General features: G+C 44.4%; 20 protein-coding genes and 1 other annotated feature. Of the genes, 4 read left to right on the forward strand and 16 right to left on the reverse strand.

Features of this window, described 5'->3' with window-relative positions; translation table 11 throughout:
- The first annotated feature begins 164 nt into the window (after positions 1-164).
- Positions 165-560 (forward strand): hypothetical protein, encoded by a 396-nt coding sequence (locus KYS23_RS08510; protein WP_218396578.1) that lies wholly within the window; start codon positions 165-167, stop codon positions 558-560.
- A gap of 785 nt (positions 561-1,345) precedes the next feature.
- Here KYS23_RS08510 and KYS23_RS08515 read toward each other — a convergent pair.
- The 9 genes from KYS23_RS08515 to hisG form a co-directional block, all read right to left on the reverse strand.
- Complete coding sequence (locus tag KYS23_RS08515) at positions 1,346-1,795, reverse strand: GNAT family N-acetyltransferase (RefSeq protein ID WP_159531959.1); 450 nt, start codon at positions 1,793-1,795, stop codon at positions 1,346-1,348.
- Between the two features lie 202 nt (positions 1,796-1,997).
- The gene (gene hisIE / locus KYS23_RS08520; protein WP_013783419.1) at positions 1,998-2,615 is read right to left on the reverse strand and encodes a bifunctional phosphoribosyl-AMP cyclohydrolase/phosphoribosyl-ATP diphosphatase HisIE; all 618 of its coding nucleotides are present in this window, start codon (positions 2,613-2,615) and stop codon (positions 1,998-2,000) included.
- Positions 2,612-3,421, reverse strand: coding sequence for an imidazole glycerol phosphate synthase subunit HisF (gene hisF, locus KYS23_RS08525; RefSeq protein WP_013783420.1), 810 nt, complete (start codon positions 3,419-3,421; stop codon positions 2,612-2,614). The genes hisIE and hisF overlap by 4 nt, the downstream gene beginning before the upstream one ends.
- Positions 3,403-4,140, reverse strand: a complete 738-nt coding sequence (gene hisA, locus KYS23_RS08530) for a 1-(5-phosphoribosyl)-5-[(5-phosphoribosylamino)methylideneamino]imidazole-4-carboxamide isomerase (protein ID WP_129739332.1) — start codon at positions 4,138-4,140, stop codon at positions 3,403-3,405. Before hisA ends, hisF begins: the two co-directional genes overlap by 19 nt.
- Positions 4,140-4,784: an imidazole glycerol phosphate synthase subunit HisH gene (hisH, locus tag KYS23_RS08535; RefSeq protein WP_129739330.1), complete on the reverse strand. Its 645-nt coding sequence runs from the start codon at positions 4,782-4,784 to the stop codon at positions 4,140-4,142. Before hisH ends, hisA begins: the two co-directional genes overlap by 1 nt.
- Positions 4,784-5,854 (reverse strand): bifunctional histidinol-phosphatase/imidazoleglycerol-phosphate dehydratase HisB, encoded by a 1,071-nt coding sequence (gene hisB, locus KYS23_RS08540; RefSeq protein WP_218418394.1) that lies wholly within the window; start codon positions 5,852-5,854, stop codon positions 4,784-4,786. Before hisB ends, hisH begins: the two co-directional genes overlap by 1 nt.
- The gene (gene hisC, locus KYS23_RS08545; protein ID WP_218418395.1) at positions 5,851-6,939 is read right to left on the reverse strand and encodes a histidinol-phosphate transaminase; all 1,089 of its coding nucleotides are present in this window, start codon (positions 6,937-6,939) and stop codon (positions 5,851-5,853) included. The genes hisB and hisC overlap by 4 nt, the downstream gene beginning before the upstream one ends.
- On the reverse strand, positions 6,939-8,249 hold the full coding sequence (gene hisD, locus KYS23_RS08550; protein ID WP_159531951.1) for a histidinol dehydrogenase: 1,311 nt from the start codon (positions 8,247-8,249) through the stop codon (positions 6,939-6,941). Before hisD ends, hisC begins: the two co-directional genes overlap by 1 nt.
- Positions 8,250-8,262: 13 nt before the next feature.
- Entirely contained in the window at positions 8,263-9,165 is a 903-nt protein-coding gene (gene hisG / locus KYS23_RS08555) for an ATP phosphoribosyltransferase (protein WP_159531949.1), read from the reverse strand.
- A gap of 59 nt (positions 9,166-9,224) precedes the next feature.
- Positions 9,225-9,343, reverse strand: a sequence feature (His leader region).
- A 231-nt stretch (positions 9,344-9,574) separates the two neighbouring features.
- On the opposite strand from hisG, the gene KYS23_RS08560 reads away from it, so the two are divergent.
- Positions 9,575-9,931, forward strand: a complete 357-nt coding sequence (locus tag KYS23_RS08560; RefSeq protein WP_218418396.1) for a hypothetical protein — start codon at positions 9,575-9,577, stop codon at positions 9,929-9,931.
- A gap of 93 nt (positions 9,932-10,024) precedes the next feature.
- Here KYS23_RS08560 and KYS23_RS20820 read toward each other — a convergent pair whose 3' ends face one another.
- From KYS23_RS20820 to KYS23_RS08570, 3 genes are all read right to left on the reverse strand, one after another.
- The gene (locus KYS23_RS20820; protein ID WP_274608541.1) at positions 10,025-10,156 is read right to left on the reverse strand and encodes a hypothetical protein; all 132 of its coding nucleotides are present in this window, start codon (positions 10,154-10,156) and stop codon (positions 10,025-10,027) included.
- A gap of 128 nt (positions 10,157-10,284) precedes the next feature.
- On the reverse strand, positions 10,285-10,494 hold the full coding sequence (locus KYS23_RS08565; RefSeq protein ID WP_218418397.1) for a hypothetical protein: 210 nt from the start codon (positions 10,492-10,494) through the stop codon (positions 10,285-10,287).
- Positions 10,495-10,547: 53 nt separating this feature from the next.
- A complete protein-coding gene (locus KYS23_RS08570) occupies positions 10,548-10,880 on the reverse strand; it encodes a hypothetical protein (protein ID WP_218396587.1) in 333 nt (110 codons plus the stop codon).
- Between the two features lie 358 nt (positions 10,881-11,238).
- On the opposite strand from KYS23_RS08570, the gene KYS23_RS08575 reads away from it, so the two are divergent.
- Together KYS23_RS08575 and KYS23_RS08580 are read left to right on the forward strand one after the other, a co-directional pair.
- Positions 11,239-13,143, forward strand: coding sequence for a TonB-dependent receptor domain-containing protein (locus tag KYS23_RS08575; protein WP_218418398.1), 1,905 nt, complete (start codon positions 11,239-11,241; stop codon positions 13,141-13,143).
- Positions 13,116-14,360 (forward strand): MBL fold metallo-hydrolase, encoded by a 1,245-nt coding sequence (locus tag KYS23_RS08580; protein WP_218418399.1) that lies wholly within the window; start codon positions 13,116-13,118, stop codon positions 14,358-14,360. The genes KYS23_RS08575 and KYS23_RS08580 overlap by 28 nt, the downstream gene beginning before the upstream one ends.
- A 116-nt stretch (positions 14,361-14,476) precedes the next feature.
- Here KYS23_RS08580 and KYS23_RS08585 read toward each other — a convergent pair whose 3' ends face one another.
- The 4 genes from KYS23_RS08585 to KYS23_RS08600 form a co-directional block, all read right to left on the reverse strand.
- Positions 14,477-15,049 carry a lipid-binding SYLF domain-containing protein gene (locus KYS23_RS08585; RefSeq protein WP_159531939.1) on the reverse strand — a complete coding sequence of 191 codons (573 nt, stop codon included), beginning with the start codon at positions 15,047-15,049 and terminating at the stop codon, positions 14,477-14,479.
- A 160-nt stretch (positions 15,050-15,209) separates the two neighbouring features.
- A complete protein-coding gene (locus KYS23_RS08590; RefSeq protein WP_232370646.1) occupies positions 15,210-16,094 on the reverse strand; it encodes a TraB/GumN family protein in 885 nt (294 codons plus the stop codon).
- A 96-nt stretch (positions 16,095-16,190) separates the two neighbouring features.
- Positions 16,191-16,442, reverse strand: coding sequence for a DUF6482 family protein (locus KYS23_RS08595; RefSeq protein ID WP_159531937.1), 252 nt, complete (start codon positions 16,440-16,442; stop codon positions 16,191-16,193).
- Positions 16,443-16,566: 124 nt separating this feature from the next.
- On the reverse strand, positions 16,567-17,052 hold the full coding sequence (locus KYS23_RS08600; RefSeq protein WP_159531935.1) for a DUF2244 domain-containing protein: 486 nt from the start codon (positions 17,050-17,052) through the stop codon (positions 16,567-16,569).
- Positions 17,053-17,165 lie beyond the last annotated feature (113 nt).

Below are 17,165 nucleotides of genomic sequence, written 5' to 3' on the forward strand. Positions count from 1 at the left end.
TGGGCTCCTACCTAACCTTTGTGTGTGACAACGTAAATGTTAGACCAACCTATTAGGTTGGGGAGTCCAATTATCTCGTTGGGACGCAAACACGTGGGCTGACTCGCTTCGCTCGGGATTTTAGCCCACGTGTTTCCGCCCCTTATTTGGATGTTAGGTTTCCGATGACAGTTATGCTCCCTGATTTCGACAAGTTGCCCTCTGTCCTAACCTACGAAGAGGTTGAGGAACAACTTAGCGTCATTATGAATATTGCCGAGACAAAAGCGCGTCCTCCGATATATATGATTCAAGAAACTATTAACGATGGAATAAGCGCATTGGAATACAACCCCGAAGGACGTTTTAGTGCTGCGATAGAACATAAGGTTTCAAAATGGGCTATGTCACATTGGGATTGGGAAAAAGGAGACCGCAACTTTATTGATGGGCTTACTGCGATAATCATCAATTTTTCGACCGCTTCAGTATGTAAGCAGTTTTTTGAAAGTAAACTCAAAACGGAAACTCGAAAGTTCGCCCAAGAAGAATTAGAGGATGTATTGAAAAATGATGTGTAGGAAACCTAACAATTGAAACGAGTGTCCACTTTTATGGGGGAACTCTCTTGGGACGCTAACACGCAGGGCCGCTTCGCTATTGTGCCCTACGCGTTATCGCCCCTTATTTAAAAGTTATACCTTCTTATGAAATGCTTGTATTTATTGGTTTTAATTTTCTGTTTGTTTGCCTGTTCATACGGAGAGGTCGAAGCCCCTCGCTTAAATTTTGATTACGCAGAAGAACCAATCAAACTCATTGAACACGTTGACGGAAACTGGGAAAAGGTTTGCGTTCTTGGTCCTTATTCAGACAACGCTGCTGCTAGCGAATTACTTGGGTTTCAGTGGCCTTTAGAATCATTGTCGTCGGTATGGGCCAACGACGGGGTTACCTTATTACTATTCGTTAAAAGTAGAGAGATTCTAAATTACTATGAAGTTGCAAGAGCACCATATGATTTCAGTGTTTTTTCAAATTCATGTATCGACCGAGCTTTGAGTTCATTTTCAAAAAGCGGTTCCAAGGTTGTCCAAACACAGGTATAACAAACGTTTTAAGTCGTGCGCTAACGCGCACTGGGACACAAACACATGGGCTGCTTCGCATTATATCCCATGCGTTTGTACCCCTTAAACGGAAGTTATTGACCGTCCGCTACTTGTCTATTTCCGACTGTCAGCAAGACCGAGACTTTACATAATACCGCTTAGCTCATAAAGAACACATCATAGGACGAACATCAGCTTACACAATGCCTTGCTAAGCTAGACCTTAGCGAAAAACTGCCCTAAGGCAGATTGCACTATTTAACTTCAAGCTCCATCACAACACCGTCTTCGTCATCTTCCTCGGTTACAACAAAGCCGAACTGTGAATAGAACTTTCGCATTGCATGGTGCCCTGGCATATAGAGTATTGTTATCTTTTTACAGGCAGGGATTGCGCTCATTTCTTTAATAACTTGTTCGGTCGCAATTTTTCCAATGCCTTGCCCCTGATGTTTGACGTCAACCATAAATTGCGCAATATAAAACTCGTTGGGTAGGTTTTCTTCTAACTCTTGATAATATTGAATAAACCCTACAGCTTCATCACCTTGATAAATAGCTCTGTTAACATAATAAGGGTAGAAGCTTGATTCGGCGATAGATTCCGAATTTAACGCCACATAGTTTTCTTGCTCTTTTGTAATTTCTAGATGAATAATATCTAGCCAATTGTCTTTGGTGACTTCCCGTAAACTAATATCCATATAAATCCTCAATGCTTCCCAAAAGAGATAAAAATATTTAGGCATAGTGATAAAAAAACAATGCTACAAGGAGAAATAGATAATCAGTGAGGCAATAAGATGAGCGGTTCATGAAAATAAAAAAGGAGCAAGTTACGCTAGTAACTTGCTCCTTATATTTTACGTGTTGCAATTTCGCTCAATGAAATTGGGCGATGAACACTTATTTTTGACGTTCCCGCAATACTGACAAGGCATCATCAAGCGACATGTCGCTCGCTTGTAGTAAAACGGTTAGGTGGTACAGCAAGTCAGCGGCTTCGTTTTTAAGCTCTTCTTTGTCGTGTACCGTAGCAGCAAGCGCCGTTTCTACGCCTTCTTCCCCCACTTTTTGTGCAATACGCTTAATGCCTTTATTGTACAAGCTAGCGGTGTAGCTGCTTTTCGGATCTGCGCCTTTACGGGCAGCCAATAAGCGCTCTAAATCAGCGAGAAAGGTAAAGCTAGGCGTGTTGCCTTCAAACCAGCAGCTTTCAACACCTGTATGGCACGTAGGGCCGTTAGGGTTGGCTAACACTAATAGCGAGTCGAAATCGCAATCGGCGGCTACGCTGACTAAATCTAACGTATTGCCTGAGGTTTCGCCTTTTTGCCACAAACGCAGTTTTGAGCGACTAAAAAAAGTGACTTTACCGCTATCTAGTGTAGTGGCTAGTGCATCTTGGTTCATGTAACCCTGCATTAGTACTTTGCCTGAAAGGGCATCTTGTACAATGGCTGGAAGCAGGTTGTCCATTTTTTCCCATGCTAGGGTATTGCTGTTTTCGGAAGTGACAATCACGGCTTTATTCCTTGTGCGTTTGGTAGGGCGTGACGCTTACGCATAGGTACGCCATTAGCGGTTAAATCGGCCTTTAGGTCATCAATGTTAATAATGCCTTTATGGAATACGGAAGCGGCTAGTGCGCCATCAACATCGGCTTGTTGAAATACATCGTTAAAATGTGAAATTTCACCCGCGCCGCCAGAAGCAATAAGGGGTACTTCGCACACTTCACGTACTGCGCTAAGCTGGGCTATATCATAACCTTTGCGTACACCGTCTTGGTTCATGCAGTTAAGCACAATTTCACCGGCACCGCGTGACTGCACTTCTTTTATCCAGTCTAGGGTTTGCCATTGGCTCTTTTGAGTGCGGTTCTCATCGCCAGTAAACTTATACACTTCGTATTGCCCGGTGGCGTCGTTGTAAAAGCTGTCTACCCCAATGACTACACACTGCTGGCCGTACACGTCATGCATGGCATTAATTAATGCAGGGTTGTTTAGGGCTGGGGAGTTAATTGAAATTTTATCTGCGCCCATTTCTAAAATGCGCCCAGCATCTTCAATGCTTTTAATACCGCCGGCTACACAAAATGGAATGTCGATAACCTGTGCAATACGGCTTACCCAGCTTTTATCTACCACGCGCTCATCTGAGCTTGCAGTAATATCGTAAAACACCAGTTCGTCAGCCCCCGCTTTTGCGTATTGCTCTGCTAAGGGTACGATGTCGCCAATAATTTCGTGGTTTCTAAATTGAACGCCTTTAACGACTTTGCCGTCACGAACATCTAAGCAAGGAATTATGCGTTTTGCCAACATGCGATAGCCTCCTTCACGGTGAATTTACCTTCAAGTAAGGCACGGCCTAAAATAACGCCGCCAACGTTGGTTGGTTTCAACGCCGAAATGTCGTTTAAGCTACCTATGCCGCCAGATGCTTGCCAGCTAACATTAGGAAAGCGTGCACTCATCTCTTCGTAAAGCTCTACATTAGCGCCTTGTAGTGTACCGTCACGGCTAATGTCGGTGCAAAGCACATGTGTAGCACCAACTGATGCAAAGTCGTTTAGCAAGTCTTCCAGGGCTACCCCTGAATTCTCCTGCCATCCGTGAGTGGCAATCAGCTTTTCGCCGTCTTCACTAATGTTAATATCTAAGGCTAATACGATATGTTCAGCACCGTATTTGGTTACCCACGATTTCACCAGTTCAGGTTGTTTAACCGCGAGTGATCCAATCACCACGCGGCTTACGCCGATATCGAGTAACTGGGCTACTTCTTCTTCGCTACGAATACCACCGCCTGCTTGAAACTGCATGCGCTTGGTGTCTACCATTGATTTAATTAAGGTAAGCTGGCGCTTGCTGGTGTCTTTCGCGCCAGTTAAATCAACAATGTGCAGCCAAGTAGCGCCTTGGTCGGCATAGTCATTTACCACGTCTACCGGGTCAAATTCGTATTTTGTTTTTTGCTCGTAGTCGCCCTGATACAAACGCACTACGCTGCCATCGATAAGATCAATTGCTGGAATAATCATTATAGGTTCACAAAGTTAGTCAGTAGTTGCGCACCAGCATCGCTGGAACGTTCAGGGTGAAATTGCACGCCAAAGAAGTTGTCTTTATTAATGGCCGCTGAAAACGGGTTCCCGTAGTTACAGCTGGCTAGGGTATGGGCGTACTCTGGTACGGCAAAACTGTGCACAAAGTAGAAATAGGTATCTTGTGGGATGCCTTTAAACAAGGTGTCGTCGTTATGAGAAACCGTGTTCCAACCCATGTGCGGCAAACGCAAGCCATTCGCTTCCATTCGGGCAACACGACCAGGCATTAGCGACAAGCAAGGAATATCATCCTGCGTGTCTCCTAAGCGGTTCTCTAAGCTACCTTCAGCGCTGCTTTCTACCATTAACTGCATACCTAAACACACGCCTAGTACAGGCTGGGTTAGGCTTTGCAATGTGCTTGATAAGTCTTTTTGCGTAATGCTTGCCATGGCAGCAGCTGCAGTACCAACACCGGGTAAAAAGACTTTGTCGGCGCGAGTAATCACATCTTTGTCGTCAGATACTTCAACGGTTACGCCTAAACGCTCTAGCGCAAAGCGAACCGATGAAATATTTGCGCAGCCTGTGTTCACAATGACTATTTTTTGTCGTTGTGATTTTTGTATTTCAGGCATTAAAGCGCTCCTTTACTGCTAGGCAGTGCATCGCCTTGTCGCGTAATGGCTTGACGTAACGCACGGCCAAATACTTTGAATAAACTTTCTACCTGGTGGTGAGCATTTCCTTCGCTGGTGGAAAGGTGAAGCGACAGCCCCATGCTTTGCGCCAAAGAATAGAAAAAGTGCGGCACCATTTCAGTGGCCATTTCGCCCACTTGGTCGCGGCTGAAATCAGCTTCAAACTTAAGGTGAGGGCGGTTTGAAATATCCATAATGCATTCTGCGCGGCACTCATCCATAGGCAAGGCAAAACCAAACCGGCCAATACCACGTTTATCACCTAGGGCTTTCTTAAGGGCTTCACCTAATGCCAATGCGGTGTCTTCCACACTGTGGTGATCATCTATGTGCAAATCGCCATCTACGGTCACGTTTAACTCAAACCCACCGTGGGTCGCAATTTGATCGAGCATGTGGTCGAAGAAACCCAAGCCAGTGTGAATGTGCGACTTCTCGGTAGAGTCTAAATCTACGCGCACCTTAATGTCGGTTTCTGAGGTAGTGCGGATAACTTCGGCAATACGTGAAGACGACAACAAGTTTTTTTGAATATGGTCCCAGTTCAAGGTTTCAGGGTTATATTGCAAACCTTTAATACCCATGTTCTCGGCAAGTTGCATGTCGGTCATGCGATCGCCAATCACGTATGAACGGGTGAAATCCACCTTTCCTTGCTGAAGGTAGTCTTTCACTAACCCCAGTTTAGGCTTACGGCACGTGCAGTTGTCTTCTTCAAAGTGCGGGCAAATAAGCACGTCGTCAAACGTAATGCCTTGGCTTTTGAAAATGGCCATCATGGCATTATGAGGCGCGTCAAAATCAGCTTGTGGAAAGCTATCGGTTCCAAGGCCATCTTGGTTAGTGACCATGACAAACTTAAAGCCTGCTGCTTTCAGTTTTAATAGCACAGGAATAACGTTTGGCTCGAAAACCAGCTTTTCTAAACTGTCTAGCTGTTTATCTACCGGTGGTTCTTCTACAAGTGTACCGTCGCGGTCGATAAATAAAATGGCTTGCTGACTCATGCCGCTAGCTCCTTTTTAAATTCGTTGATCAGTTGCAATAAACGCTGGTTTTGTTCTTCAGTACCAATGCTTACTCGCAAGCAATTTGTAAGGTTAAGCTGTTTAGATTGGTCGCGTATTAATAACCCTTTGCTCACCAAATATTGCATGAGTTCGCTAGCACGCTCGTAGCGAAATAGCACAAAGTTTGCTTTTCTATCGCCAACCAATTCAAAGCCGTCAATATCGGCAAGCGCGGTTGCCAGTAGGTCTTTTTCTCTATTGATGGTATCTACCTGCAACTGAATTAATGTCAGTGAGTCAGTAGATAACGCATGTGAAGCAATTTGTGCCACAGGCTCTGCAATAGGGTAGGGGGCAATGACTTTTAGCAACGCTTGAATAACCGGCGCTTGGGCTAGAGTAAACCCACAGCGTAAACCCGCTAACGCAAAGGCTTTTGAAAGCGTGCGTAGTACTACTAGGTTGGGGTAATTCGCTATTTCATTTGCCCAGGTATTATCGGAATCAAACTCAATATAGGCTTCATCCACTACCACTAAAGCGCTATCGGCAAAGTGGTTGAGTACCGCTCGTATATCGTCTCTGGCAACCTGTGTACCCGTTGGGTTATTTGGCGCACAAATAAAGATAACATTGGCGTTATCAATTGCGCACACACCTTCAACGTCTAAACTAAAATCGCCTTTTAGTGGCACAGTAGTAATACCCACATCACAAGTTTCTGCACTAATGGCGTACATGCCATAGGTGGGCGGGCAAATTACTATGCTGTCTTTACCTGGAGTACAAAAGGTACGAATAAGTAATTCAATGCCTTCGTCTGCACCACGGGTAACCATCAACTGAGAGGTATCAATACCTGCATAAGCCGCATAGCTTTCTACCACCGATGAAGGCTGACACGACGGGTAACGATTAAAGTTACTTGCATCTATCGCATATTCATTTGCATAGGGCGATTCATTGGCATTTAGCCAATCTTGACCGCCTGAATACAAACGCCTGGCCGACTCATAAGGCTTAAGCGGCACTAAATTGTCGTTAATTAGGTTATCAATAAGGGTATCTACAAGCGCAGACATTAGGCATCTCCCTTATCGTTAGCAAGCTTTTGCATACGAAGCGCTACTGCTTGTTCGTGAGCATCAAGCCCCTCAGCGCTAGCCAATGCCATAATAGCTGGGCCTAAATTGCGCATGCCGTCTGCAGATAACTCTTGAATGGTGTAACGACGCATAAAGTCGAGTAAACCTAAACTAGAATAGTTCTTCGCATAACCGTACGTAGGTAATACGTGGTTAGTACCCGAGGCATAATCACCGGCAGATTCTGGCGACCAAGGGCCTAAAAATATTGAACCTGCGTATTTGATTTTCGGCAGTAAACTACGGGCATCTTCAATTTGCACTATCAAGTGTTCAGGCGCATAGGCATTGCTCACTAAAATAGCGTCATCTACTGAATCGGCCAAAATATAGCGGGCATTTTCCATTGCAGGGCGAGCAATGTCGGCACGTGAAAGGGTCGACAACTGGCGTTCAACCGCTGCCTTCGCACTTTCAATCAGTGCTTCGCTGTTAGACACTAAAATGGCTTGAGAATCTGGGCCATGCTCTGCTTGAGAAAGTAAGTCTGAGGCAACAAATTCAGCATCGGCAAATTCATCAGCTAACACCAATACTTCAGACGGGCCTGCTGGCATATCAATAGCCGCACCATCAGCACGCAAACTTACTTGCTGTTTGGCTTCAGTCACAAAACTATTGCCCGGGCCGAATATTTTATCAACCTGCGGGATAGTCTCTGTCCCTAATGCCATTGCTGCAATGGCTTGCGCGCCGCCACAAAGGTATATGGCTTCAATGCCACATTTTCTTGCGGCATAGGCAATTTCAGGGGCAATTAAGCCTTGCTTGTTTGGTGGCGTACAAAGCAGTTTGTTTTCACAACCCGCTACCAGCGCTGGTACACCTAGCATTAGCACCGTTGAAGGCAAAGGTGCACTGCCACCTGGAATATACAAACCTACTGCGTCTAGTGGGGTGAAGCGCAATTCGCAGTTCACACCAGGCGTAGTGGTTAGCGCAATATCACTTGGCAACTGAGCATCGTGAAACGCTTTAATATTGTTAAATGCAATATCAATCGCACCTGCTACTTCAGCGGTAACCGAACTTGCTAACGTGTCGATGCTTTCTTGCGATAACACTAACGATTGCAAATCAGGGCAATCAAACTGACGAGTGAAGTCGATAACAGCGGCATCGCCTTTACTTTCAACGTTAGCGATAATGTCGCCCACGGTTTGTTTTAACTGTTGGCTATTGGCCATAGCCGGGCGCGAAAGCGCTGTTTTTTTCTCAAGCTTTGATAGAGATGACCAGATAATCATAATCTTTTGCCTTTTAACCCATCATTTTTTCGATAGGCATAACTAATATTGAAGAGCAGCCTAGGGCTTTTAGTTTTTCCATGGTTTCCCAAAACAGGGTTTCAGTAGAAACAACATGAATAGCCACATGCTCTTCATTGCCAGACAAAGGCAATACGGTTGGGTTTTCAGCGCCCGGTAACAAGCTTTTCACTTGTTCCAGGTAAGCTTTTGGTGCGTGAAGCATGATGTACTTGCTTTCTTTTGCCAGCAATACACCATCAACACGTGGCAAAAGGCGATTAACAAGCGTTTGCTTTTCATCACTCATGTTGCCGTCGGCACGTTGAATTAATACTGCTTTTGAGCGGAAGATGACATCTTCTTCAACCAGACCGTTCGCTTCAAGGGTAGCGCCCGTTGATACCAAGTCACAGATAGCGTCGGCAACGCCAGCGCGTGGTGCAACTTCAACCGAACCTGTAAGCATTACTGCTTTAGCATTAATTTTTTGCTCTGCAAAATAACGCTCTAATAGGAATGGGTAAGTGGTAGCCACTTTCTTGCCTTCTAAAGACTGAATGTTGGTGTAGTCCATTTCAGTAGGCACGGCGATAGACAAGCGACAACCGCCGTAGTCTAAACGACGTAATACTTCATAATCAGAAGGCTTGTTAGATGCTTTGCGTTCTAACATTTTTTCTTCAAGTTCGTTTTCGCCAATGAAGCCAAGGTCGGCTACACCGTCCATCACTAATCCTGGAATGTCGTCATCGCGAACACGTAATAAATCGATAGGCTCGTTGGTAGAATGCGCAATCAGCAGGCGATCACGAATGTTCAATTTTATGCCAATAGCCTTAAGTAGAGCGATGCTGTCATCACTTAAACGGCCTGATTTCTGTATGGCAATTCGAAGTCTTTTGCTGTTACTCATTGAAACGTTCCTTACACGTTGTACTACTTTTTACTGTCTTAACGATTACGCCTAAAACGAAAAACCCCCGGAAGTTTCCTTCCGGGGGTCGAGAATTTTTTCTATCTGCGCCACTGGAAGGAATAATAGACCTTCCAGCACGAACCTGAAAGGCTATGCTTTATGATGGTGGTGATGTTTTACAGCGCAGTTATTCATTTAATTTCTTAATACCTATTTCCGAACGGCTGAAACATTAGCGGTTTGCCCCCGATTTTGCAAGGCGAAAGTGAACTCTTTTTGCAGTTTCAGTCTAAATTAATATGTATATAGTAAAACTTTTTGATCTGAGCCAATGTGATCGTTTTCCCTATTAGGTAATGTAGTGGATGAAATATCACAGAATTAACCTTAGCGGGTTGGGGTAGCCATGAGTAATGATCTAATTTTTTCCATTTTACCGCGAAATACCAAAGTGCCCATCGAAACTGATAATCGGGTAAAAAAAGTGTCGCGCAGCGAAAAGTCAGAGGCGCTCAACCAAGACGAAAAAGAGCAGCACGATGAAGTGCATATCGTTGATGAAATGGAGCAACGGGAACGGCACGAGCAAAATGAACAGAAAGAACACCCGAGCAACCAAGAAAATCGCCAACAAGAAGACAGCCAAGGCGACAAATCGATAGGGCGGCAATTGAGCGAAAATGAAAACCGCGCATTAAATACCGCAGATGCAACGGGTACTAAAATACCGCGGGGCATTAAACATGTGGATATTACCATTTAACCGTGCAGGTTGTTTTAGGGTTCCTTCCCGTCATCTCTTAAATGTTGCCGCTCAGTATCACTGAAGTAGAAAGACACATTCAGCGAGCTTATATTATTTACTGCCGTTGTCTTTGATCGCACGCTTTAGTTCAGTAGGCAGTAAAAACGCATAGCTGATAAACATAATCGCGATGCCAGTCACAATAAACAAATCATCTGCATTTAAAGAAAGTAGCGCTGTCATAATAATACCTCTAGGCGTTGAGAAGGAATGTAATAAACTACAACCCAATATTACCATTTTCGTGTCTATAAAATAGGGGGAGGCTACCCAACTTTAGTTTAAAAATCAGGCGCTTTTAGACTAATTGATTAATCACAGGTTATTGGTGGTAACTGAGGCGGTTGAGGCGGTAATTCAATGTCGTCACCAAGCAGTAAATCTAGTGCAAGGTTAACTTTCCCATTAGAACCCTTAAAGCGGTCGGGATCATTGGCTTCTAAAAACAAGTCATTCTCATACACTTGCTCATCAACCACTTGTTGACGCATTTCAAAGACCCGCGGTGAGCAATCATCCATACCTAATTTTTCGTGTAAACCAACGCTGGCGGGGTTAGGTAGCGTTATACCTCCTAATCATTACCGGCAACACGCATCAGACAGAAAGCCAGAAGCAGGGTTGCGAGCACACCAAACCCTCCAGCCACCGCGGAAGGTAAGAAGGCGTTACGGCCAAATACGATCAAAATTGCATTTGCGACTATGGCAACAACACCTACTAGCGCAGTCACTCCACCTAAGGGCTTAGCGCCATCTTTCATTTTTGCAATGCCAAAAATAAGCGCGGCAAAGCCTAGCAGGAGCTTGGCAGCGTAATAAATCATGAAGGACAAGGCTACTACTGCGCTGGCTAACGGCATTAAGCTCTCATTTTGTGTTGCAGCTTCACGAAAGGGTGTAAACATAGTAAGGCCAACACTCACTTGTACTAAGTTGAGGGCTGCACTGAACGCAATGGCAGACCATCCTACATGGTTGTCCTTTGTGTGTTTATCTTCAACGCCGCTAATACTCGAATCTAAAGGCGGTTAAGGTATCTATATTAACCGTACGTTTACCTAGGGGTAAACTCAATACATTAAAGGTGTTAGCTGCACACAAAGTTAGAGTTAGGCGCTTTAAAACATTCTTCGTCGGTAGGATTTTTATAGACTTAAGTCTTAATTTTCGATTGGTCGCAAAAAATTGTTAATTTAACGCTTTACATACGAATGAGAATGCTTATCATCTTCGCTATGTTTGACTTAATCGATTAACTCTAGAATGAAATATCCTCAATCACTCCTTAGCTTGGCGGTTATCGCCTCTTTTTCAACGGCAGCAGAGCAGGCAGTCACAAAAGATGTTGAAAGCATCACGGTGACAGCTTCTGGTTTTGAACAACTTTTGTCTCAAGCGCCTGCGTCAGTAAGTGTTATTGATCGTAAACAGCTTGCTCAGCGTGCTTACAAAGATGTGACTGATGCATTGAGAGATGTGCCTGGAGTAACAGTAACGGGGGGAGGCTATCGACAAGATATTAGTATTCGAGGTTTACCTGCCCAGTACACCAGTATTTTAGTTGATGGTAAAAAGCAAACAGGAAGAGAATCACAACCTAATGGCAGCGGCGGTTATGAGCAAGATTGGTTACCACCACTAGACAGCATTGAACGGATTGAAATAGTGCGTGGCCCCATGTCTACCCTATATGGTTCAGATGCCATGGGCGGCGTAATCAATATTATAACCCGCAAAAACTACCGTAAATGGGGGGGAAACCTGCGAGCCGAAACCCGACTGCAACAGCATTCAGACTCGGGCTCAGATAGCCAAGTTCAGCTTGCCGTATCAGGACCGTTAATTGCTGATTTGTTAAGCGTGAGCTTAAGTGGGTTATATCAAAAGCGGAGTGAGGATGATATTGAGCGCGGCTACGCTGAAAAGTCACTGAGCAATGTAAGAAGCGCGCTTCATTTAACGCCGACGAAAACCGATGTTTTTTCATTGGAATATGTAACACAAGATCAAACCCGGGCGTCTAACCCTGGACAGTCGCTACCCGAAACAAGTAATGCTTCAGAAACGGAAAGTGAACGAGAGTCTGTCGCTTTAACCCACGAAGCGAACTACGACAGCGTGAAGGGCCGTACTTATGTACAGCAAGAGTCGGTAGAAAACGTTGGAAGAGATATTACTATCGATAACCTTGTGGTTAATTCCCAGTGGTCATTTGCTGCCACCGAGCGTCATAGAATGACCGTGGGCGCTGAATATCTAGAAGAAACCCTAGATGATTTCGATACTAACGGTGGCGATGCAACTGAAATTAAAAATAGTCAGTGGGCAGTTTATGGCGAAGATGAGTGGGCTATTTCTAAATCTGTGGCGCTAACTGCTGGTATCCGCCTAGACGATAACGAATTGTTCAATTCTGAAATTAGCCCGCGTTTATACGCGGTATGGAATATGAGCGACGATTGGGTATTAAAAGGTGGTGTTTCAAGTGGATACCGAACGCCTGAATTGCGTGAAATGGCAGCCGGGTGGATTCAAGAAAGTCGTGGTGGCGACATTCATGGTAACCCCGAACTGATGCCCGAAACTACTCTTAATAAAGAGCTTGCACTTTATTACATAGGCGCGCAAGGCTTTGAAACGAGCGTTACCGTTTTCCATAACGACTTTGAAGATAAAATTGCCATTACGAGTTGTGAACTGGATACCTGTTTAGACGACGCCGATCGTTACAATATTAATATCGATGAAGCAGAGTCTTACGGTTTTGAATTGGCTTCACGATTGAAACTAGAAGATTGGTCTTTCAATGCTGCGTATAGTTTTACTCGCTCCGAGCAAAAAACAGGTGACAATGCAGGCTTACCATTGGTACAACAACCTAAACATTTATTTACGCTAAATACCACATGGACACTGAGCGAAGATTCAGAACTCTGGTCTAGATGGACGGTACGCAGCGCAGAAACAGCATTAACCTCAGTATCGTCTCGCTCGGTACTGACACCTGGGTTAGGGTTATTTGATATTGGTTTTAACACCAAGTTGACTCGCAATGTTAAGTTGCAAACAGGTCTTTATAACCTGTTAGACAAAACCATGCGATACAGTGAGTATGGTTATGTGGAAGATGGACGCAGATTATGGGTTGGGGTGAATTGGGTATTTTAGAACGGATGAAAATTGATGGAGGCAGAGCGCTCGCGCTTGCCTCCGTTACCACGCTATTGAAACTAATGTGCATGGGACTAGTCGTTAGTCCAATGCACATTGCTTTTGCCAATACCGCCTCATCCTATACAAGCACAAGCGAGACAGTCTCAGGCAACTCATTTCAAGCAAACTTAAAGAGCGAAAAGCCCGATAGCCGTGGTGTTTTTTCTGACGAAATCGCACCGTCTGAAAAATTAACTGAAGCTCGAACGTTTGCAGACACGGGGCTCAGTTTCTCACATATGTACCCCGGTTTTGCTGATTTGTGCGATATCGATTCACCATTGCGTAATATGTCTATAAAGCGAGAGCCAAGATCAAATAAATCAAGTCGCAATAGCAAAAGGCAAGTAAACCAAGATACCGCAAAGCATAAACGTAGCGCACGACAACCTATTGCACCGCAGCGCGTATTCGATAATCTTTATTATGTGGGTGCAGGTAACGTGGCTAGTTGGGCGATAGATACGGGTGATAGCATTGTGCTAATTGACGCCTTAAATAATGCAGCACAGGCAAGCAAATACATTGTTGATGGGCTAGCAACACTTGGCCTAGCAGATAAACCCATTTCACATTTAATTATCACCCACGGACATGGCGATCACTATGGTGGTCAAAAGTGGTTATCTACCCGCTATAACGTTGAAGTGATAATGAGCGACCGTGAGTGGAAGTGGCTGCAAGACGGTGGTGATGGCTTCTCTAGTCCAAGTTGGGGGGCGGCGCCTGAAGAGGGCACCGCGGTTAGCAACGGAAAAATTTTAGAAGTCGGTCATATGCGGTTTCAATTCTTTGATACACCAGGCCATACGCCGGGCACGCTCTCGGTCGTGTTTTCAGTAGTGGATAATGGCGCTGCACACAAAGCCGTATTATGGGGCGGCACCGGGCTAAACTATGGGCCTGATGCAAACCGCATTAAAGCGTATACCCAATCGGCAATTAAAATGCAGCAGGTAGTGAAGGATCAACAGATTGATGTCTTTCTATCTAATCACCCCAAGCGAGATGGCACTTTGGGTAAAATGAAAGCCCTACATCATCGCGAGCCTAATCAGACTCATCCATTCGTGGTGGGAAGTGACATAACCGCCGCAGGTTTTGAAATGCTTGAGAACTGTACCAAAGCGCAGTGGATGAAAATTGAAGCTTTGGCAGAGGAAACTAAGTAGGAACACTCAGTAGAGTGGACTTAATTATAAATGCGCATACGAATTGTGTAGTAGTGGATAGCTCGGTTTACCTAATTCCTAAGCAAACCGAACGAAGTTATAAAGCGGATTTTCAATTAGTTAAGTTCTTTATCTACCCAGAACTTGGTACCTTTCACTGTGGCTTGCAAGGCTAGGCCGCTTTCGGTCATGGTATAAACCGTAACATTGCCTAAATAGCCTTCGCCTTCCGCTGACATACCTTTGTTACCGGCTTTAGCTGCAGCATCAGCATTACCGCCTACTGTCCAACCATTCTCGATAAAGTAGTTCATGGCTTTTTGCGTATGGAAAACCATCACTACGCGGTAATCTTTCGCACCTAGTCCAAGGCCAACACCGCCTTCAGCCATATTCATATATGTTTTTGTGCCAGTGACTTGGTTGTTCACTACGCCATAACCCGTACCAGCAGCAAAGAAAATGACGTTAATATTTGCATTCGTGAATACCGCGTAGCCAGCCGCATCACGAACTTGAGAACGAGTATCAGGCTTTTCTGTGTATAGCCTAGCTAATGCATTTTGCTGCATATCTAATATAGCTTGTCGCTTTTCAGCAACACTGCCGTCACCCATGGAGGCGCAGCCCGTTACTGCGAGTAAAACGAAACCTACCAACGAAAGTGAAGCTAAGTTTTTGAAATTCATATTTTTTCCTTTGATTCAATTTTAAAGCGTACAGTCTAAACTTTGGGTTTAGGTATTGAAGAAACCTAAACGGGTCGGTTTAATCGTTTATTGCATGTCACTACAATCGTAGTACGCAAAAAATGTGCTCAAAGGTTAATTTTAAATGTAAATGTTACCGCTATTGCACCTTCTCAACCTTGAAACCATGCTGTTCTAGCATGTTTAATACACCCAATTCACCGGGCAAATGCAATGCGCCTACCAGCACAAATTCAGTGGGCTTTGTTGCCAATGCTTTCACTAAAAATTGCATCCACGCTTTGTTTCTAGATGATAGAAGCGTATCGAATATATCTGGGTATTCGGATTTAAAATCGGCCATGCTTTCTTCGTACATTGTGTCGAGGTCGCCTGCTTTCCAACTCGCTTTTAACTTAGGTAAAACCTGAGGGAGGGTTTTAACGTCTTCAAGGGTGTATTGAATAAATGCATCTTCATCGCCATTGCCCATTTGCTGAATAAATGAAAGTTGTTGCTCGGGGCTTTCTAGCCAAAGAATGGTTTTATCGTCGTTTTTGCTACGATTAAAAAAATGCTTATCTACGCCTTCACTGGTTAGCCCCATGATTTGAAGTTCAATCATACTCAAGGTAATGCTTAAAAAAGCAGGCTTGTACATCATAAAGTTAGAAAGTGATAAACCACGGGCTTCCATGTGTGCTGATAGATTCGCTAAGGTTTTTTCTGAAAGATCATTGGCAAGGCTGCTACCTTGGGTGTAAGTCAGCTTCTTCATCATAGACTGCGCAAATGCTTGTGTTTCTAAGGCATCTAGGTCTGTTTCAAACACTAACGTTTCTGATTGTTGATAAGCAGAGTCGTAGGCGTCAGGAAGGGGGTAGTCGCTCTCGCTGAGTAAGTGGAGCGTACCGCCAATGTAAAGGGTGTTTTCGCCGTTACTAACTTTGAAAACAGAAGCAGAAAAGGCTGGCGTGGTTAGCCCTACTACACAACTTGTAAGTAAAAGCGCTAAGCTAAAAGCACGTGGGCTGAACTTCATCATATTGTCCTATTAGATGAGAATCAGCCACTTTACCGAGTAAGTTTCCTATATTCAACCAGCATGTTGTGTAACTCATTACCGCTGACAATAGGCGTGTTAGCGGTGCCAATCAATTTCGAGCTCCAACGCATCTGGAATCTCTGACTGACCTACCATTTCCTCGTAAGGAGTGGATTGCCGCAGCCATACATGTTCAAACTCCTCGGAATTAAAGTGATCTTTAATTTCATTTAGACAATGAAATGTTTTGGGTCGAGAGGTCTTATCTCTGACTAGCGTGCGAGATGCACCTCGCCCTGTCGCTGCTAAATAACTTCCGCCTTCAATTGACTCTATGTATAGATTCATAATTGTTCTCCGAGATAACACGAATAGACATTACTATTTGTAGTTCATAGGTGGAAAAATGGATATTAAATTTAATTTAAACTTCGCTTCAATAAAGCTAACGCGACAGGCGCATTTTGCAAAACTAGGTTTTCCACCAATGATTACGGCATACCATAATGCCTTCATTACCTAGTGTTTCTTTTAGTAATGCGCGATCCTCAAGATTAAGAAATTCGCCCAAGACAATGCGTTGTTCGCCATCCACTAAGGTAACGATGGGAAGGCGCCAATCGTTTTCATCTTCGGTAAATTCAACGTGCGCGGATGGGCGAGCAAAAGAGATGGTGCGGTGTCGGGTGCAAAAGTGAATAGTGTGGGGGGCAATATCAATGGTTTCCCACCGGTATGTACTGCGAGACACTTGGTACATGATAAAAATAAGCAATACGACTTCTATGCCGGCAAAGGGTAATATTACCCAAACCCCCACCACCGCCCAGCCAATAGCAATAGTGAATACAGCAACGGCAAAAATTAACATCAGCCATTTAGTATCTTGCCAGCTTGCTGAACGGTTAGGCGTGAGCCGCAACCTTTTCTTACCTTGGAGTGAGATTGTTTCTAACATAAAGTTCAAAGGATAAAACGGGAACTACCTAGTAATATTAGTAGGCATTGGGTATTTTGCCGTCGTGATTTGTTTAAATAAAAACACTCGCCGTACACGAGAGTTCCATCTCC

It is taken from the genome of Alteromonas lipotrueae (assembly GCF_019249255.1).
Taxonomy (GTDB): Bacteria; Pseudomonadota; Gammaproteobacteria; order Enterobacterales; family Alteromonadaceae; genus Alteromonas; species Alteromonas lipotrueae.

What these genes read in the sequence shown, in the direction of transcription:
- KYS23_RS20820 (WP_274608541.1), bottom strand. Translation starts at nt 10,156, where the DNA reads ATGACAGCGCTACTTTCTTTAAATGCAGATGATTTGTTTATTGTGACT.
- KYS23_RS08580 (WP_218418399.1), top strand. Translation starts at nt 13,116, where the DNA reads ATGGGTTGGGGTGAATTGGGTATTTTAGAACGGATGAAAATTGATGGA.
- hisA (WP_129739332.1), bottom strand. Translation starts at nt 4,140, where the DNA reads ATGATTATTCCAGCAATTGATCTTATCGATGGCAGCGTAGTGCGTTTG.
- KYS23_RS08585 (WP_159531939.1), bottom strand. Translation starts at nt 15,049, where the DNA reads ATGAATTTCAAAAACTTAGCTTCACTTTCGTTGGTAGGTTTCGTTTTA.
- hisD (WP_159531951.1), bottom strand. Translation starts at nt 8,249, where the DNA reads ATGATTATCTGGTCATCTCTATCAAAGCTTGAGAAAAAAACAGCGCTT.
- hisB (WP_218418394.1), bottom strand. Translation starts at nt 5,854, where the DNA reads ATGAGTCAGCAAGCCATTTTATTTATCGACCGCGACGGTACACTTGTA.
- KYS23_RS08560 (WP_218418396.1), top strand. Translation starts at nt 9,575, where the DNA reads ATGAGTAATGATCTAATTTTTTCCATTTTACCGCGAAATACCAAAGTG.
- KYS23_RS08510 (WP_218396578.1), top strand. Translation starts at nt 165, where the DNA reads ATGACAGTTATGCTCCCTGATTTCGACAAGTTGCCCTCTGTCCTAACC.
- KYS23_RS08590 (WP_232370646.1), bottom strand. Translation starts at nt 16,094, where the DNA reads ATGATGAAGTTCAGCCCACGTGCTTTTAGCTTAGCGCTTTTACTTACA.
- KYS23_RS08565 (WP_218418397.1), bottom strand. Translation starts at nt 10,494, where the DNA reads ATGGATGATTGCTCACCGCGGGTCTTTGAAATGCGTCAACAAGTGGTT.
- KYS23_RS08575 (WP_218418398.1), top strand. Translation starts at nt 11,239, where the DNA reads ATGAAATATCCTCAATCACTCCTTAGCTTGGCGGTTATCGCCTCTTTT.
- KYS23_RS08595 (WP_159531937.1), bottom strand. Translation starts at nt 16,442, where the DNA reads ATGAATCTATACATAGAGTCAATTGAAGGCGGAAGTTATTTAGCAGCG.
- hisC (WP_218418395.1), bottom strand. Translation starts at nt 6,939, where the DNA reads ATGTCTGCGCTTGTAGATACCCTTATTGATAACCTAATTAACGACAAT.
- KYS23_RS08515 (WP_159531959.1), bottom strand. Translation starts at nt 1,795, where the DNA reads ATGGATATTAGTTTACGGGAAGTCACCAAAGACAATTGGCTAGATATT.
- hisF (WP_013783420.1), bottom strand. Translation starts at nt 3,421, where the DNA reads ATGTTGGCAAAACGCATAATTCCTTGCTTAGATGTTCGTGACGGCAAA.
- KYS23_RS08570 (WP_218396587.1), bottom strand. Translation starts at nt 10,880, where the DNA reads ATGTTTACACCCTTTCGTGAAGCTGCAACACAAAATGAGAGCTTAATG.
- hisH (WP_129739330.1), bottom strand. Translation starts at nt 4,784, where the DNA reads ATGCCTGAAATACAAAAATCACAACGACAAAAAATAGTCATTGTGAAC.
- hisG (WP_159531949.1), bottom strand. Translation starts at nt 9,165, where the DNA reads ATGAGTAACAGCAAAAGACTTCGAATTGCCATACAGAAATCAGGCCGT.
- KYS23_RS08600 (WP_159531935.1), bottom strand. Translation starts at nt 17,052, where the DNA reads ATGTTAGAAACAATCTCACTCCAAGGTAAGAAAAGGTTGCGGCTCACG.